The sequence below is a fragment of the Xanthomonas vasicola pv. musacearum NCPPB 4379 genome, assembly GCF_000277895.2.
GTDB classification, from domain to species: domain Bacteria; phylum Pseudomonadota; class Gammaproteobacteria; order Xanthomonadales; family Xanthomonadaceae; genus Xanthomonas; species Xanthomonas vasicola.
Genome location: NZ_CP034655.1, coordinates 1,304,821 through 1,320,372, shown reverse-complemented (window position 1 = coordinate 1,320,372; position 15,552 = coordinate 1,304,821). Strand labels below are relative to the sequence as shown.

16 protein-coding genes and 1 tRNA gene are annotated in these 15,552 nt (G+C 62.4%); 5 read left to right on the top strand and 12 right to left on the bottom strand.

The annotated features are described in order from the left end of the window. Nucleotides 1–246 precede the first annotated feature (246 nt). On the top strand, nucleotides 247–921 hold the full coding sequence (queC, locus tag KWO_RS06220; protein WP_010364121.1) for a 7-cyano-7-deazaguanine synthase QueC: 675 nt from the start codon (nucleotides 247–249) through the stop codon (nucleotides 919–921). Nucleotides 922–968: 47 nt separating this feature from the next. After that, nucleotides 969–1,044: transfer RNA gene (locus tag KWO_RS06215), tRNA-Lys, on the top strand. A gap of 253 nt (nucleotides 1,045–1,297) precedes the next feature. On the opposite strand, the gene queE is transcribed toward KWO_RS06215, so the two are convergent. The 11 genes from queE to KWO_RS06165 form a co-directional block, all read right to left on the bottom strand. After that, entirely contained in the window at nucleotides 1,298–1,981 is a 684-nt protein-coding gene (queE, locus tag KWO_RS06210) for a 7-carboxy-7-deazaguanine synthase QueE (RefSeq protein WP_017112554.1), read from the bottom strand. A 42-nt stretch (nucleotides 1,982–2,023) separates the two neighbouring features. After that, a complete protein-coding gene (gene ybgF, locus KWO_RS06205) occupies nucleotides 2,024–2,842 on the bottom strand; it encodes a tol-pal system protein YbgF (protein WP_010363996.1) in 819 nt (272 codons plus the stop codon). Between the two features lie 5 nt (nucleotides 2,843–2,847). Beyond that, nucleotides 2,848–3,366, bottom strand: a complete 519-nt coding sequence (gene pal, locus KWO_RS06200) for a peptidoglycan-associated lipoprotein Pal (protein WP_010363994.1) — start codon at nucleotides 3,364–3,366, stop codon at nucleotides 2,848–2,850. A 57-nt stretch (nucleotides 3,367–3,423) separates the two neighbouring features. Continuing rightward, the gene (tolB, locus tag KWO_RS06195) at nucleotides 3,424–4,743 is read right to left on the bottom strand and encodes a Tol-Pal system beta propeller repeat protein TolB (RefSeq protein WP_010363992.1); all 1,320 of its coding nucleotides are present in this window, start codon (nucleotides 4,741–4,743) and stop codon (nucleotides 3,424–3,426) included. A 130-nt stretch (nucleotides 4,744–4,873) separates the two neighbouring features. Further along, nucleotides 4,874–4,999, bottom strand: coding sequence for a hypothetical protein (locus KWO_RS23295; protein WP_010375121.1), 126 nt, complete (start codon nucleotides 4,997–4,999; stop codon nucleotides 4,874–4,876). Then, nucleotides 4,999–6,039, bottom strand: a complete 1,041-nt coding sequence (gene tolA, locus KWO_RS06190; protein WP_010363988.1) for a cell envelope integrity protein TolA — start codon at nucleotides 6,037–6,039, stop codon at nucleotides 4,999–5,001. The genes KWO_RS23295 and tolA overlap by 1 nt, the downstream gene beginning before the upstream one ends. Then, nucleotides 6,029–6,478: a protein TolR gene (gene tolR / locus KWO_RS06185; RefSeq protein WP_017112552.1), complete on the bottom strand. Its 450-nt coding sequence runs from the start codon at nucleotides 6,476–6,478 to the stop codon at nucleotides 6,029–6,031. Before tolR ends, tolA begins: the two co-directional genes overlap by 11 nt. 157 nt (nucleotides 6,479–6,635) lie before the next feature. Then, entirely contained in the window at nucleotides 6,636–7,415 is a 780-nt protein-coding gene (tolQ, locus tag KWO_RS06180) for a protein TolQ (RefSeq protein WP_010363983.1), read from the bottom strand. A gap of 11 nt (nucleotides 7,416–7,426) precedes the next feature. Further along, nucleotides 7,427–7,885, bottom strand: coding sequence for a tol-pal system-associated acyl-CoA thioesterase (gene ybgC / locus KWO_RS06175; RefSeq protein WP_010363981.1), 459 nt, complete (start codon nucleotides 7,883–7,885; stop codon nucleotides 7,427–7,429). Between the two features lie 52 nt (nucleotides 7,886–7,937). Continuing rightward, nucleotides 7,938–8,975: a Holliday junction branch migration DNA helicase RuvB gene (gene ruvB, locus KWO_RS06170; RefSeq protein WP_010363979.1), complete on the bottom strand. Its 1,038-nt coding sequence runs from the start codon at nucleotides 8,973–8,975 to the stop codon at nucleotides 7,938–7,940. Nucleotides 8,976–9,220: 245 nt separating this feature from the next. Next, nucleotides 9,221–10,204 (bottom strand): IS5 family transposase, encoded by a 984-nt coding sequence (locus KWO_RS06165; protein ID WP_017113471.1) that lies wholly within the window; start codon nucleotides 10,202–10,204, stop codon nucleotides 9,221–9,223. A gap of 266 nt (nucleotides 10,205–10,470) precedes the next feature. Here KWO_RS06165 and KWO_RS06160 point away from each other — a divergent pair, with 266 nt between their 5' ends. The 3 genes from KWO_RS06160 (at nucleotide 10,471) to KWO_RS06150 (ending at nucleotide 13,216) form a co-directional block, all read left to right on the top strand. Continuing rightward, entirely contained in the window at nucleotides 10,471–11,172 is a 702-nt protein-coding gene (locus tag KWO_RS06160; protein WP_017113489.1) for an AAA family ATPase, read from the top strand. A 48-nt stretch (nucleotides 11,173–11,220) separates the two neighbouring features. Further along, nucleotides 11,221–12,323 (top strand): IS3 family transposase gene (locus KWO_RS06155; protein WP_100243780.1). Its coding sequence is split into 2 segments (ribosomal slippage): nucleotides 11,221–11,479 and nucleotides 11,479–12,323, totalling 1,104 coding nucleotides; the frame shifts between segments, so codons are not numbered across the junction. Then, nucleotides 12,212–13,216 carry an AAA family ATPase gene (locus tag KWO_RS06150; protein WP_309546629.1) on the top strand — a complete coding sequence of 335 codons (1,005 nt, stop codon included), beginning with the start codon at nucleotides 12,212–12,214 and terminating at the stop codon, nucleotides 13,214–13,216. Before KWO_RS06155 ends, KWO_RS06150 begins: the two co-directional genes overlap by 112 nt. A gap of 279 nt (nucleotides 13,217–13,495) precedes the next feature. Here the strand turns inward: KWO_RS06150 and KWO_RS06145 are convergent, their stop codons facing one another. Then, nucleotides 13,496–15,466, bottom strand: a complete 1,971-nt coding sequence (locus KWO_RS06145) for an OPT family oligopeptide transporter (RefSeq protein WP_010375780.1) — start codon at nucleotides 15,464–15,466, stop codon at nucleotides 13,496–13,498. Between the last annotated feature and the right edge of the window lie 86 nt (nucleotides 15,467–15,552).

Here is a 15,552-nt window from a genome sequence, read left to right as displayed (position 1 = left end):
AACGATAAATGGACGGACGTGAACGTCCGATCATGCGTATCTGACGTGCGAATGGAGCCAAAGCGCGCTGCAGCCCAAGAAAATGGCCGGCGCTCGACCGGACACTGCGAGCGCATTCCAAGCGTCCGTGCCTACGCCTTCAGAACCTTCACTGCCCACTCTGGACCGATAATCGTCCGCCTGGTCGCCCTGCACCGCCGTCCCTGATAGCCTTTCGCCCTATTCCGCAGTGATTACCGATTCGTCATGAAAAAAGCCGTTGTTCTGTTGTCCGGTGGCATGGATTCCGCCGCCGTCATCGCACTCGCGCAGGAGCAGGGCTTTGCCGTCTACGCGCTGAGCGTGCGCTATGGCCAGCGCCATACATCGGAACTGGACGCCGCTACGCGCGTTGCCGCCGCGCAGGGTGTCATTGCGCACAAGGTGGTCGACGTGGACCTGCGCAGCATCGGCGGCTCGGCATTGACCGACGACATCGACGTCCCTGACGCCGGTGGCGACGGCATCCCGGTCACGTATGTGCCCGCACGCAACACCATCATGCTGTCGCTGGCACTCGGTTGGGCCGAGGTCGTCGGCGCCAACGACCTGTTCTGCGGCGTCAATGCGGTGGACTACTCAGGCTACCCGGACTGCCGCCCCGAGTTCGTGCGCGCCTTTGAAGTACTGGCCAATCTGGCCACCAAGGCAGGTGTGGAAGGCGCGGGGCTGCGCGTGCACGCACCGCTGCAGTTCCTCAGCAAAGCCGACATCGTTCGTGAAGGCGTGCGCCTGGGTGTGGACTTCGGCCTCACCGTCTCCTGCTACCGCGCCGACGCCGATGGGCGCGCCTGCGGCCACTGCGACGCATGCCGCCTGCGCGCTGCCGGCTTCGCCGACGCCGGCGTCCCCGACCCCACCCACTACGCCATTTTATCTTGACGCCCGCGTAGGGTAGAATGCGCACCCCGACGCAATGTCGGGTCAGTGGGCCGTTAGCTCAGTCGGTAGAGCAGAAGACTTTTAATCTTTTGGTCGATGGTTCGAATCCATCACGGCCCACCATCTCTAGCAAAGCTTTCAGCGACGTTCATTGCTCCGCAAGAAGGCAGTCCGCTCCGCAATTTCGCATTATCCGGTCGGCGGTGTAACTACGCGCGCGCAGGTGTACCGCGACGCTAACGCATCATCGTCGTGTTGGCTTTCGGGCCTTGTCGCTTTGTAGGATTGCGCGCTGCCTGAGCAGACCAACACATCGTCTAAGTCTGTTTTTCAGCATGAGGCACTCGGCTAATACGCTGTGCTAAGCGCTTGATTCTCAGCGCCCAGGCTCGTCATTCCACAGCAGCTTGTGCAGCTGCATCTGGAAGCGCACCGGCAGGCGGTCGGCGACGATCCAGTCCGCCAGTTGTCGCGGGCTGACCTCACTTTTGCTGGGCGAAAACCACACCGTGCAGCGTCGATCCAGCGCTTGCGCGGCGACGATTTCGCGCGACCATTCGTAATCGGCACGGCTGCAGATCACGAACTTGATCTGGTCGCGTGCGGTCAGCAGCGGCAGGTTTTCCCAGCGGTTGCGCGCTTCTTCGCCGGATGCCGGCGTCTTGATGTCAACCACGCGCGAGACGCGTGGATCGACGGCGGACACGTCCAGCGCACCGGAGGTTTCCAGCGACACGTCGTAACCGGCATCGCAGAGTTTCTGCAGCAGCACCAAGCACCGCTTCTGTGCCAGTGGCTCGCCGCCGGTCACGCAGACATGGCGCACGCCATGACGGGCAACTTCGGCGACGATGGCGTCAATTTCATGCCACTCGCCGCCATGGAAGGCGTAGGCGGTGTCGCAATATAGGCAGCGCAAGGGGCAGCCGGTCAGACGCACGAACACTGTCGGCCAGCCGGCGGCTTCGGCTTCGCCTTGCAGGGACAAAAAGATTTCGGTGATCTTCAACCGCGGCAGGGGCGATTGAATAATCTCGCTAGGGACGGCGGCGGCGTTCATGGGCAAAGTATGCGCCGTGCCGACAGGCACCGACGCGCTGGCTCAGCGCAGTTGCTGGCCGAGACGGATGGACTGCAGGCGTTCCTGCGCGACGCGTGCTGCATCGGAGCCGGGATACTGCGAGGCGACCTGCTGCAAGGTCTGCTGCGCTTCGTTGTTCTTGCCTTCGCCGTACTGCGACAGGCCGAGCTTCAACAGGCCGCCAGCGGCCTTGTCGTGCGTGGGATAACGGCTGACGAGATCGCGAAACTGCGCCTCGGCAAGCTGGAAATTGCGGGTGGCGTAATAACTCTCACCCAGCCAATACAAGGCATTGGGGGTGTAGACGCCGTTGGGATAGAGCTCCAGAAAGCTCAGAAACAACTGCGACGCATCGTCGTACTTGCCGTTCTTCAAGGCATCGAACGCTACGTTATAGGCAGTGCGTTCGTCGTTGCTGACGGCCAGGGTGCCTGGGTCGCCATGAACGGTGGGCGGCTTCTCGGAAGTTGCCGCCGCTGCAGGCCGCGCGGCAGATGCCGGGGCCGGGGTGACGCTGCCGGTTGCTGGGGGCAATGACGGCGTTGCACCACCTGCACCTTCCAACCGATTCAGACGTCCGTCCAGGTCCAGATACTGGTCCTTGGACTGTTGCTTGAGTTGCTCGTTATCGTGCTGCAGCTGTTCGACGGTCGACCGCAACGCCTGCAGGTCCGAACGCGCCTGCTGCAGCTGGTTGAGGAGATCGTTATTGGCCTGACTGTTGGCCTGCTGCTGCTCAAGCAAGGCCACACGGTCAGCGAGACTGGCTCGCTGCGCGTATGCCGGCGCGGCGACCACGAGGGCCGCCGCGACGAACAGGGATGTCACTCGAAAGCGCATCGCTCTTACTGAGCCGTGTACACGATTTCGACGCGACGGTTCTGCGACCAGCAGCTTTCGCCGGACTCGGTGCAGACCGGACGCTCTTCACCGTAGCTGACAACGGTCAGCTGGCTAGCCGAGCCGCCGGCAGCTTGCAGCGACGACGACACGGCATTGCCGCGACGCTCGCCCAGACCCATGTTGTATTCACGCGAACCACGCTCGTCGGTATTGCCCTGCAGGGTGATACGCGAGGAAGGACGGTCACGCAGGTACTTGGCGTGGCAAGCCATGATGGCCTGGAATTCCGGCTTCAGGGAGTCCTGATCCAGGTCGAAGTAAACAACGCGCTGGCGCAGGCAGGCATCGGTATCCAGGTCGCCCGGGCCGTACAGACCAGAGGTGGACGGGCCGGTAGGAACCGAAGAACCAGCGGTGGTATCGGTTGCAGGAGGCGGAGTTTCCTTCACCTTCTTCGAGCAACCAGCCAGTACAGCGACGGACAACAGGGAGACAAGCAAGACGCGGGTGGACTTGTTCATGAGGTACCTATGGAGGCTCTGGGCCGATGAGTGGTTTAACGCAGCGAAATATTAACATTAATGCGCGGTTCGGTAAGGCCCCCATGCGGGTTCTCTCACATCGCCGTCGGCCAGCACCAGACGCTGGCGGACCCGAGCGTCGGAAGAGACGGCGTACAGCACGCCACGGCCACCTTCGCGCGCGGCGTACAACACCATACTGGCGTTAGGCGCAAAGCTCGGCGACTCGTCCAACGAACCGGGCGACAACGTGCTCCAGCTCGGGGAACCCAGGCTGCGGTCCATCATCGCGATGCGATAGCTGTTGCCACTGCCCTGTGCCACGGCAATCTTCTTGCCGTCGAACGACACGCTGGCGGTGGCGTTGTAGTTGCCTTGGAAGGTCACGCGGTTGGCGCTGCCGCCGCTGGCGGAGACCTGATAGATCTGCGGACGACCGCCACGATCAGAGGTGAAGTAGATGCTGCCGCCATCCGGCGCCCAGGTCGGCTCGGTGTCGATGCCGAAGTGGTTGGTGAGCTGGGTCAGCTGCTTGCTGCCCAGGTCCATCACGTAAATTTCCGGGTTGCCACTGCGCGATAGCGCCAGCGCCAGGCGACGGCCATCCGGCGAGAACGACGGTGCACCGTTGATGCCGCGGAAGCTGGAGACCAGTTCGCGTGCGCCGGTAGCGATGTCCTGCAGGTAGATAGACGAATTGCCGCGCTCAAAGCTTACATAGGCCAGCTTCTTGCCGTCCGGGCTCCAGTTCGGCGACAGCAACGGCTCGGCCGAACGCACGATGGTCTGCGGGTTGTAACCATCCGAATCGGCCACCATCAGCGCATAACGCATGGCGCCGCCCTTGCCGCTGGCAGTCACGTATGCGATGCGGGTCCAGAATGCGCCGCGCACGCCGGTGATCTTTTCGTAGATGGCATCGGCCATCTGGTGCGACACATCGCGCATTGCGTTGGCGCGCGCGGTCATCGCCAGGCCCAGCATGCGCTCGCCCTTGGCCACGTCGAACAACTCGTATTCCACGCGATAGGCGCCGTCACCAGCGTCCATGACGCGGCCGACCACGATGTAGTTCTGCTTGAGGGTGCGCCAGGTTTGGAACTGCACCTCGGTGCCACGGGTCGGCTTTTCGACGATCTGCGCGGCCGGCAGCGTGCGGAACTGGCCAGAACGATCCAGGTCGGCGCCGACGACGGCAGACACATCGGTCTGCGGCGCAGTGCCGGAGCCCTGATACGGCATCGGAATGACAGCGATCGGCGTGGCCGAAGCGCTACCGCCGACGATATCGATGGTGAGGCCTTGCTGCTGCGAGAATGCGCTCAGCGGCAACAACAGGGCGGTCAAGGCAACTAGCCAACGCAGCGGTTTGTTCATGGACGGCTCGGGTCGGGCAGAAAAAGTGTGCAAGGGATAGCAATCAACGCGTGAACATACGCGCAATCGTGAATGAGTTGGCGTGAAAATGGAGCGAGCGATCGTGTAGCGACGGGGGCGGCACCATTGATCAATCGCGTTGGCGTGGCAGCTCGCCCGCTGCCGATTGGGGTAGCAGCGCGCGCACCGGGAACAGCACCCGTTCCACCGCATCAGGCTGCGGCGCCGACGGCAGCCGCAGCCCGACGACGATCATTACTGGTCCTGCGCGGTGAACACGAAGGTCAGATTGCGCTGGAACACCGATTCAAATCCGCGGTAGGGCAATGGCTGGGCACTCAACACGGCCGCCTCGATCGAGCGCTGGCCAGCCTCGTCGTAAGGGCAGCCCGGCGCGACCTTGGCCTCCATCACGCTGCCGCCAGGCAACTGACGAATATTGATCGTGCATTTCTGGCCCGGCGGCACCGACGGTGGGCGCACCCACTGCGCCAACACCTTCTGCTGGATCGCCGCAGCGTACTTGGCGGCCAGATCGGTGCTGGTACCGCCCTGCCCTGCAGTCGGCTGCGCGCTGGTCGCAGCGGCCGCGGAGGCCTGCTGCGCACGTGCAGCAGCAACCTGACGCAACTTCTGTTCGGCCAGCGCTGCTTCCTTGGTGGCCTGCTCGCGCTGACGGCGGATGTCGGCGATCTTCTTCTGACGTTCGGCGTCGTCCGCCGCCTGCTGCGCGGCCGCCTGCTTCTTCTTGGCGTCGGCTTCTTCCTGCTGCTTGGCCAGGCGCAACTTCTGCTCGGCCTCTTCCTGGCGTTTGCGCTCGGTCAGATCGATCTGCTCTTGGCGGCGCTTGGCTTCCTGTTCCTGCTTGGCCTTTTCGGCGGAAATGGCCAGTGCGTCAACACGATCCTGGTCGACCTTGTCGGGCTGGGCGACGCGTTCCTGTGCCTGCGCCTGCTGTGGCGTGGGCGCATCCTGCGGACGCGGCTCGGGAATAGGCTGCGGCGGCGGCACGCTGTCTTCCGGCGCGGGTTCGGGCAATGGCGCGGGCGGCGGCGGGGTTTCGACCGGCGTGGCCTTCAGTGCCTGGCGTGCAACCCGTGCATCAGCGGCGGACACGTCCAGCGAGGCTTCCATGCTGGGGTCGCCGGCAGCCGGTTCGACCGAGCGTTCGGGCGACCACAGCCAGCCGGCGATGAACACCAGCGCGACCAGCACGTGCACGACCAATGCCAGGACAACCGGTCGAAACCAGCCGTCATCGCGCGCCGTCTGCGTGGGGAGTGCGTCAGCGTGCATCGCTGCCTGCAGTGCCGCCGGAGTCGGAAATCAGGCCCACCTTCTCGACCTTTGCCTGCTTGAGCACATCGATCGCGTCCATGATCTTTTGATAGGGCGCGTCGCGATCACCCGCCACTACCACGCGCGCATCCTTGTCTTGCGCCACGATGGCAGCCAACTGCGCCTGCAGCGCGGCCACGTCCATCGCCTGCGGCTTGCCCTTGGGCAGCTGCAGCGCGAGTTTGCCATCGGCGGCGACCACCACCACGACCGGGTCCTGCTTGCTCTCCAGCGCCTTGGCGCGCGAGCTGGGCAGACTGACGTCGGTGCTCAGGGTCAGCAACGGTGCGGTCACCATGAAGATGATCAGCAACACCAGCATCACGTCGATATACGGCACGACGTTGATGTCGGATTTAAGCTTGCGCTTCTTACGGCGGGAAATACCGGAGATCATCGCGAAACGTTCCTCATTAGTCCTCGGCGCCGGCTGGCAGCGTGGTCGCACGGTATCCGCGTCAGGGACACCTGCACGTGGCGCTGCGCACCGACGCGACTGGCTCTCCCGGCCACGTCCCGCGTAACGCCATGCGGGTGCGTGCCGGGAGCGCGCATCACTCGTCCGCGCCGACCTGGCGCTGCAGGATGGAGCTGAACTCGTCGGCGAAGGTTTCGTAGCGCACCGACAGCCGTTCCACGCGCGTGGTGAAGCGGTTGTAGGCCCACACGGCCGGGATCGCGACGAACAGGCCGATGGCTGTGGCGAACAACGCTTCGGAGATACCCGGCGCCACGGCGGCGATACCGGCCTGCTCGCCGCTGCTGACCATGTCGTGCATGGTCACCATGATGCCGAACACGGTACCAACCAAGCCGACGTACGGCGCGGTGGAGCCGATGTTGGCCAGCAGTTCGAGATTGCGCTCAAGCTGATCGACTTCGCGGGTGAAGGCGGTGCGCATGGCGCGCTGCGCGCCTTCCAACTGCACGCGTGCATCCAGACGGCGACGGTCGCGCAACCGGGAGAACTCGCGGAAGCCGCTTTCGAACATCGACTCCAGACCACCGACGGTACGGTTGCGATCGGTTGCCGAGGCGTACAGCTTGGCCAGATCCGCACCGGACCAGAAGCGGTTTTCGAACTCGTCCGCCTCGCGGTTGGCCTGCTTAAACGCACGCGCCTTGCGGAAAATGATCACCCAGCTGATGAACGAGCCGATCAGCAGCAGCAACACGATGATCTTGACCGGGATACTGGCGCGCAGGATCAGGTCTACATAGTTGATGCTGCTGTTGTGCGCCACGCTGGCGGTCTGCGCCGCGGCAGCGGCGACGTCCTGCGGTAGTGCTTCCACTACCGTGTCCTGCAGGGCCAGGAGCAATGCAATCGACATCCGTTCGTTCCTCAGTAATCGGATTCTGTGGTTTCTAAAGCTTTCAACACGTCATACAGCGCATCGTCCATACCGCGCGGGCGGAAGTCGCTGGCATCCAGTGCGGCAATGCGCACCTCAGCGGTCAGCAGCACTTCGCCTTCGCGACGGACCGATTGCGCGAACAGCAGGCTGGCCCGTCTGCATCGCAGCAGCAACGCCGACACTGACAGCGCGTCGTCGAGCCGGGCCGGCTTGAGGAAATCCAATTGCATCGAGCGAACCGCAAACACCAGACCGTGCTCCTGGCGCATGCGCTCCTGCCCGTAACCGAGCGCGCGCATCCACTCGGTGCGCGCACGTTCCATGAAAGCAACGTAGCGCGCGTGGTAGACCACCCCGCCGGCGTCGGTATCTTCCCAGTAGACGCGTGTCGGCCAACTGAATATGGGTGGGGATTCGGGATTCGGAAATTGGGATTCGATGGTCATGGGCCCTGAGTTTCAGTCGGGACGGTCCAGGTTGGCGACCAACAGCGCGTCTTCAAAACAAGTCTCCCGGTTCACCGATGCCGGGCGCGCGGTCGCGCGGCGGCTTCAGGCCCAGATGCAGATAAGCCTTGGTGGTGACCATGCGGCCGCGTGCGGTGCGGATCAGAAAGCCCTGCTGGATCAGGTAGGGCTCGATCACGTCTTCCAGCGTGCCGCGTTCTTCCGACAGCGACGCGGCCAGCGATTCCACGCCCACCGGGCCGCCGTCGAAATGTTCGACGATGGTGCGCAACATGCGGCGGTCGAGCTCGTCAAATCCTTCCGGGTCGACCTTGAGCATCTGCATGGCCGCCTGCGCCACCGGCAAATCGATATGCCCGGCGGCCTTGACCTGGGCGTAGTCGCGCACGCGGCGCAACAGCCGGTTGGCGATACGCGGGGTGCCGCGTGCGCGGCGCGCGATTTCTGCGGCGCCTTCGGGCGTGCAGTCGATGCCCAGGATCGCTGCCGAGCGAATCACGATGCGGGTCAGTTCCTGCGGCGAATAGAACTCCAGCCGCTGTACGATGCCAAAGCGGTCGCGCAGTGGGGCGGTGAGCAACCCGGCACGCGTGGTGGCGCCGATCAGGGTGAACGGCGGCAGATCGATCTTGATCGAACGCGCGGCCGGGCCGTCGCCGATCATGATGTCGATCTGGAAATCTTCCATCGCCGGATACAGCACTTCTTCCACCACCGGTGAGAGGCGATGGATTTCGTCGATGAACAACACATCGTGCGGCTGCAGGTTGGTCAGCAGCGCGGCCAGATCGCCGGCCTTTTCGATCACCGGGCCGGAAGTCACGCGCAGGCTCACGCCCAACTCGTTGGCGATGACGTGGCTCAGCGTGGTCTTGCCCAACCCGGGCGGGCCGAAGATCAACACATGATCCATCGCTTCGCCACGCGCCTTGGCCGCCTGGATGTAGATCTCCATCTGCTCGCGCACCGGCTGCTGGCCGAGATAATCGGCCAAGCGCTTTGGACGAATGCTCGCATCGGCGGCATCGTCTTCGCGGGTGGAGCTGCTGGCGATGATGCGCTGGTCCATTCGGGCGGGGTTGGGAGATGCGGGAGCGGGATTGGAACCGCATAGTATCGGACGCGGGCGCCTTCAGCGCTACGCTCTCATCCAATCCCGAATCTCCAATCTCCAATCACGGGCCGCCATCGGCGGCCTTAGGGATGGTCTGATCAACGCGACCGGAAAACGAAGCAACCGCATCCGCCGCGCTGAGGGCGCTCAAATCGCCGATTTTTTGCCGGTTTCGGCACGTTTGCGGGGTGTTGCCTGGATTACAGGCACAGCTTCCCCGCAGCAGGCATTAACGCTTTGCGCGTCAGCCACAGATTCGATAGTGCAAACAGCGTCAGCACCTGTGCGGTGTTCTTCGCCAAACCGCGATAGCGCACCTTGACGTAACCAAACTGACGCTTGATCACCCGAAACGGGTGTTCCACCTTCGCACGCAGGCTGGCTTTGGTGTGCTCCCAGCGCTTGGCCAACTTCAGTTCGCGCTTATTCTTGATCTGCTTCAGCTTCGAGGGCTTCTCCGCGATCAGGTAGCGCAGCGTGCGCTTGCCCTTCATCTCATCGCGCTTGTCCAGCCCGGTGTAGCCGCTGTCGCCGCTCACAGTGTCTTCCTTGCCGTGCAGCAGCTTGTGCGCCTGCGTGATGTCCGCTGCGTTGGCCGCCGTGCATTCCACGTGGTGCACCAGGCCCGACTCATCGTCCACCCCGATGTGCGCCTTCATCCCGAAGAAGTACTGGTTGCCCTTCTTGGTCTGGTGCATGTCCGGATCGCGCTCGCCATCCTTGTTCTTGGTCGAACTTGGCGCCGCAATGATCGTGGCATCCACGATCGTCCCGCCCCGCAGACTCTGCCCTTTACGCGACAGGTGCGCGTTGACCCGGTTGAACAGCTTGCGCGCCAAATCATGCCGCTCCAGCAAATGCCGGAAGTTGAGAATCGTCGTTTCATCCGGCACCTCATCCAGCCCGCCGATCTTCGCAAAACGGCGCATCGACACCGTGTCGTACAGTGCTTCTTCCGCCGATGGATCGCTCAGTGCGTACCACTGCTGCAAAAAGTGGATGCGCAGCATCGTCTCCAGCCGATACGGCTGTCGCCCCGGCTGCCCCGACTTCGGGTAGTGCGGTTCGATCAGTGCCAGCAGATCCTTCCACGGCACGACCTGGTCCATCTCGGCCAAGAACACCTCACGCCGCGTCCGCTTGCGCTTGCCGTTGTACTCCGCATCGCCGAAGGTCAGTTGCATCGTCGTTGTCCCGTTGCGTCTGTGTGATTGTCGCAGGATCAAGGGGAGTTGTTCAGAGTTTCCCTAAGAAGGGATTGTAAGATACATTGAGATCAACAAGAGCCAGAGGCCTAGCGGCATTACTTATTAGCGGCCACGAGGCAAGACCACATCAATTCTCATCGGCTCCGTAGTGTCGTACGCTGCCTAGCAATTCATTCAAGCCGAACCCGATTCGCGGGTCGGCTTAGTTCAGGCGTTAGCTGATGATGGGGAGATCGTAGCTGATGAAGATTAAAGCTGTAACGGTGAATCGCTTTCGAGGCTACTCCGAGCCGGTTATTGTCGGACTAGACGACCTGTCCGTGTTGGTAGGTCGAAACGACATTGGAAAATCGACGATTCTCGAGGCCCTGGATGTCTTCTTCAACGAAGGTAAGGGCTGCATCAAGCTCGACAAGGAAGATATCAACAAGTCTTGCCTCGCCCGCGGGGAAGACCAGATTGAGGTCAGCGTTGAGTTTGCCGAACTCCCGGCCGAGATCGTGATCGACTCCACAAACCGGACGACCTTGGCGAGCGAGTACCTAACTACCGCGCAAGGCACTTTGCATGTCATCAAGCGATTCGCTCCATCAGGAAAAGAGCGTGTCTTTATCCGCGCCAGTCATCCCACTACTGACGGCTGCTGCGATCTACACCAGAAGAAGATCACCGAACTGCGCAAGGCTGTGGATGAGAAGGGCTTCTCTTGCTCAGACAAGACCCGGAGCGCAGAGCTTCGAAAGGCGATCTGGGCTGGTCACTCCGACCTCGCACTTAGCGAACGCGAAATTGAAATCGCCAAGGAGGATACGAAGACCATCTGGGATCAGCTGAAAGCGAATATGCCACTGTTTACGTTGTTCCAGTCCGACCGAAAGAATGCTGAGTCGGACGATGAAATGCAGGATCCAATGCGCGTAGCAGCGACGTCCCCCCAATTTTGAGTAGCACCTCAGTTTGGAGTCCAATTCCCTACCCCAAGGAGATTGGACGTGAAGAAGCGTTTTTCCGAAGAGCAGATCATCGGCTTCCTGCGCGAAGCCGAAGCGGGCATAGCGATCAAGGACTTATGCCGGCGGCATGGCTTCAGTGAGGCCTCGTACTATCTGTGGCGCAGCAAGTTCGGCGGCATGAGCGTGCCCGACGCCAAGCGGCTCAAGGACCTTGAGGCCGAGAACGCGCGGCTAAAGAGGTTGCTGGCCGAGCAGTTGTTCGAGAATGACCTGATCAAGGATGCGTTGCGAAAAAAGTGGTGAGCGCACCGGCGCGTCGTGCGCTGGTGCGCGAGTGGATCGGGCGTGGTGCTAGCGAGCGTCGTGCCTTGGCGGCGATTGGCATGAGCGCCAGCGCGCTGCGCTATTGCCCACGCCAAGACCGCAATGGCGAACTGCGCGAGCGCATTCTTGCGTTGGCGCATCGCCATCGCCGCTACGGCGTGGGGATGATCTATCTCAAGCTGCGACAGGAAGGACGCCTGGTGAACTACAAGCGCGTGGAGCGGTTGTATCGCGAGCAGCAGCTACAAGTGCGGCACCGCAAGCGCAAGAAGGTACCGGTTGGCGAGCGTCAGCCGCTGCTGCGGCCAGCGCAGGCCAACCAGGTGTGGTCGATGGACTTCGTGTTCGACCGCTCCGCCGACGGCCGAGTGATCAAGTGTCTGGTGATCGTGGACGACGCAACGCACGAAGCGGTCGCCATCGAGGTGGAACGCGCGATCTCCGGGCACGGCGTTGCGCGCGTGCTGGATCGGTTGGCACACAGTCGCGGCCTGCCGCAGGTGATCCGCACCGACAACGGCAAGGAGTTTTGCGGCAAAGCGATGGTTGCCTGGGCGCATGACCGGGGTGTGCAGCTACGGCTCATCCAGCCGGGCAAACCAAACCAGAACGCCTACGTCGAATCGTTCAACGGCCGGCTGCGCGACGAATGCCTCAACGAACACTGGTTCCCAACGCTGCTGCATGCACGCAATGAGATCGAACGCTGGCGACGCGAATACAACGAGGACCGACCCAAGAACGCAATTGGCGGCATGACGCCGTCCGCTTATGCCCAACATCTGGCAAACACCGATATCATCAACCCCGGACTCTAAACGCGGCCGCTACTCAGGGCGGGGGGACGTCGGCAGTTCGCGAAATACTCGGCGATCCGGCAATTCGCGAGAGCCTCCGGGAAGTTGCAGATAAGGTTCGTGCGCGGTTAGAGGATGTTGCGGGTCGAACTCTAGAGAAGCTACGTGAATTGAACCCCCACCTAGCTGCTTCACTGGAACCGCAAATACCGGACTCGGACGCGCTCAAGTGGCCGGACGTCTTCAAAAGCGTTGGAATATCAGGGGATCAAGGCATACCCATCAACAAGCGGGGCAGCGGGGTCAAGCGACTTGTACTGATCAGTTTCTTCCGCGCTGAAGCTGAGCGACGACTGGCTGAATCAGGAAACCGGCACGTAGTTTACGCGATCGAAGAGCCGGAAACCTCGCAGCATCCCGAACATCAGCGCGGCCTAACGGCCGCTCTCAAGGCGCTCTCGACTGCACAAGCTACCCAGGTTCTCATGACAACGCACAGCCCAGAGATCGTCAAACACCTGAGCTTCGAGTGTCTCAGGCTTGTTTCCAGCGGGACGCAGGAGCGCGTATCCCGCGTTCTGCCCAACGAATTGCCATACCCGAGTCTCAATGAGGTCAGCTTCTCGGCATTCGGCGAACCGACCTCCGAGTACCACGACGAGCTTTACGCACATATAGAATCATCTAGCGACCTCGACGCATTCCGGGCTACTAGACCTCTCGTCAACTATGTTCGCCTGTTGAAAAGTGGTTCAACACGAACGGAGCAAATCAGTAACACCGATTTCATTCGTCACCAAATTCATCACCCCGAGAATCCGCACAACCAGCGTTTCTCCCCCGCCGACCTCTATGACTCCATTGCAGCCATGCGCGCCTTCATCAAGGCGCAGCGGAGTGAGGTCATCAGCTAACAATTCGTCTAAAGCCGACACCGCTTCGCAGCGTGGCTTAACTCAAGTGTTAGACCGCGCCGCGAAGCGGCGTCGGCTTGGACGAGTTGTTAGCCTCACGTCTTGGCCCGCCAATAGATGCCTTTTAAATCGGACACTGCAAGGCAAGCCCACATCGCATGCTTTTCGATCGTTCCTTCGGCGAGCCATTGGTCAATGCGTAGCCGTTGTCCGTCATGCGAGCGCTCAAATCGCGAAAAATTTCTGGGACAGCCGGCTTTATGAGGCTGGACATCACACTCAGGCAGCCTGTTCGCCGCGCTTGCCGACGCGATACAGCAGCCAGCCGACCAGGGCCAGAATCGCCAGGCCGAACCACTGGTTGAGCTGTAGCGCGGCCGGCAACGCCAGTACATCAGCGCGGCTGGACAGCACGATCGGCACCGCAATGGCGATGCCCATTAATGCCTCGCCGGTGATCAGGCCAGCGGCAAACAGCACGCCGGGACGATGCACGCGGTCGCGGCCGTCTTCGTCGTCGGCACGGATGTTGTGGAAGCGCTCCACCAGATGCGCGATCAGGCCACCAATGAAGATCGGCACCATCAGTTCCAGCGGTAGATAGATGCCGATGGCCGCGGCCAGCACCGGCACGCGGAAGCGCTTGCCGGTGGCCTTCAACCATTCGTCCAGTGCGATGATCGCCGCGCCCACGCCGGCACCGATCGCGATCATGCTCCACGGCAGCTGCCCGCCGAACAGACCCTTGGCCACCGAAGCCATCAACGTCGCCTGCGGCGCACCCAGCGAGTTGGGATGCTGTGGCGTTGCCGGGCCAATGCCGTAGGCCTGGGCCAGCAGATTCAGCACTGGCGCCATAATCAAGGCGCAGGAGAACGCACCAATGCCCAGCATCAGCTGCTGCTTCCACGGTGTGGCACCGACCAGATAACCGGCCTTGAGATCCTGCAGATTGTCGCCACCCACCGCCGCCGCGCAGCACACGACCGCGCCGATCATGATGGCTGCCACTGCGCCCAACGGCGCCGCACCGATGCCCACCGGCACCAGGCCGTTCTTGCCGAGCAGCAACACCAGCACCGCCGAAGCGAACAGGATGGTGGAGATGGTGATGCCTGAGACAGGATTATTGGACGAACCGATCAAGCCGGCCAGATAGCCCGACACCGACACGAACAGAAAGCCGGCCACGATCATGATGATGGTCATCGGGATCGACACGTGCCACTGCTGCACGATGGCCTGATACAGGCCCAGCAGCGGGAGCGTGCACAGCACCAGCGCCACCAGCATCCACTTCATCGGCAGATCGCGCTCGGTCTCGGCGACCACGCCGCCGCCACTCTTGCGCGCGGCGGCAAAGCCGCTCTTGACGCCGGAAAACAGCGATTTCCGCAGCGAGAACAAGGTCCACACGCCCCCGATCAACATCGCACCGACACCGAGGTAGCGAATTTTCGCGCCCCAGATGCCGAACGCCGCGTCGGCAGCCGGCGCGCCGACCAGGCTCTGCGCCAGGGCCGGGTCACTGCCCATGAAGAACTGCTGGTACAGCGGGATGGCGATGTGCCAGGACAGGATCGAACCGGACAGCACCACGATGCCCACGTTCAAACCGACGATGTAGCCCACGCCCAGCAGCGCCGGCGACAGGTTGGTGCCGATGTAACCCACCAGACGGCTGCTGCCCACGTAGGTGGCCTGCGCCCAGGTGTCCGGAATCACGCGCAAACCGCTGGCCGCAGCCAGCTTGACCAGTGCACCGATAGCGCCGGAGGCGGCCAGGATCTTCAGACCCGGGCCGGGATTTTCGCCGGCCTTGAGCACTTCGGCCGCCGCCTTGCCTTCGGGGAACGGCAGCGGGTCTTCAACGATCATCGAGCGCCGCAACGGCACCGAAAACAGCACGCCCAACAGGCCGCCCATGCCGGCGATGCCGAGCACCCACCAGTACCTGAAGTCCGGCCAGTAGCCCATGATCACCAGCGCGGGGATGGTAAAGATCACCCCGGCCGCGATCGACGAGCCGGCCGAAGCACCGGTCTGGACGATGTTGTTTTCCAGAATGGTGCCGCCGCCGAGCAGGCGCAGCACGCCCATCGACACCACCGCCGCCGGAATGGCGGTGGCAATGGTCAGGCCCGCGAACAGGCCGAGGTAGGCGTTGGCGGCTGAAAGCACCACCGCCAGCACGATGGCCAGCACAACGGCGCGAAAAGTGAGCTGGCGCGGCTGCGCGTCGTGGCGCATTGGGCATTCCCCTGTAGGCAAAAAATCCCTACAACGCTAGCGCCTGTGCCGATACGAGTCCAGCTGCGGCGCGGCGTAACAGTGTG

What these genes read in the sequence shown, in the direction of transcription:
- queC (WP_010364121.1), top strand. Translation starts at nt 247, where the DNA reads ATGAAAAAAGCCGTTGTTCTGTTGTCCGGTGGCATGGATTCCGCCGCC.
- queE (WP_017112554.1), bottom strand. Translation starts at nt 1,981, where the DNA reads ATGAACGCCGCCGCCGTCCCTAGCGAGATTATTCAATCGCCCCTGCCG.
- ybgF (WP_010363996.1), bottom strand. Translation starts at nt 2,842, where the DNA reads ATGCGCTTTCGAGTGACATCCCTGTTCGTCGCGGCGGCCCTCGTGGTC.
- pal (WP_010363994.1), bottom strand. Translation starts at nt 3,366, where the DNA reads ATGAACAAGTCCACCCGCGTCTTGCTTGTCTCCCTGTTGTCCGTCGCT.
- tolB (WP_010363992.1), bottom strand. Translation starts at nt 4,743, where the DNA reads ATGAACAAACCGCTGCGTTGGCTAGTTGCCTTGACCGCCCTGTTGTTG.
- KWO_RS23295 (WP_010375121.1), bottom strand. Translation starts at nt 4,999, where the DNA reads ATGATCGTCGTCGGGCTGCGGCTGCCGTCGGCGCCGCAGCCTGATGCG.
- tolA (WP_010363988.1), bottom strand. Translation starts at nt 6,039, where the DNA reads ATGCACGCTGACGCACTCCCCACGCAGACGGCGCGCGATGACGGCTGG.
- tolR (WP_017112552.1), bottom strand. Translation starts at nt 6,478, where the DNA reads ATGATCTCCGGTATTTCCCGCCGTAAGAAGCGCAAGCTTAAATCCGAC.
- tolQ (WP_010363983.1), bottom strand. Translation starts at nt 7,415, where the DNA reads ATGTCGATTGCATTGCTCCTGGCCCTGCAGGACACGGTAGTGGAAGCA.
- ybgC (WP_010363981.1), bottom strand. Translation starts at nt 7,885, where the DNA reads ATGACCATCGAATCCCAATTTCCGAATCCCGAATCCCCACCCATATTC.
- ruvB (WP_010363979.1), bottom strand. Translation starts at nt 8,975, where the DNA reads ATGGACCAGCGCATCATCGCCAGCAGCTCCACCCGCGAAGACGATGCC.
- KWO_RS06165 (WP_017113471.1), bottom strand. Translation starts at nt 10,204, where the DNA reads ATGCAACTGACCTTCGGCGATGCGGAGTACAACGGCAAGCGCAAGCGG.
- KWO_RS06160 (WP_017113489.1), top strand. Translation starts at nt 10,471, where the DNA reads ATGAAGATTAAAGCTGTAACGGTGAATCGCTTTCGAGGCTACTCCGAG.
- KWO_RS06145 (WP_010375780.1), bottom strand. Translation starts at nt 15,466, where the DNA reads ATGCGCCACGACGCGCAGCCGCGCCAGCTCACTTTTCGCGCCGTTGTG.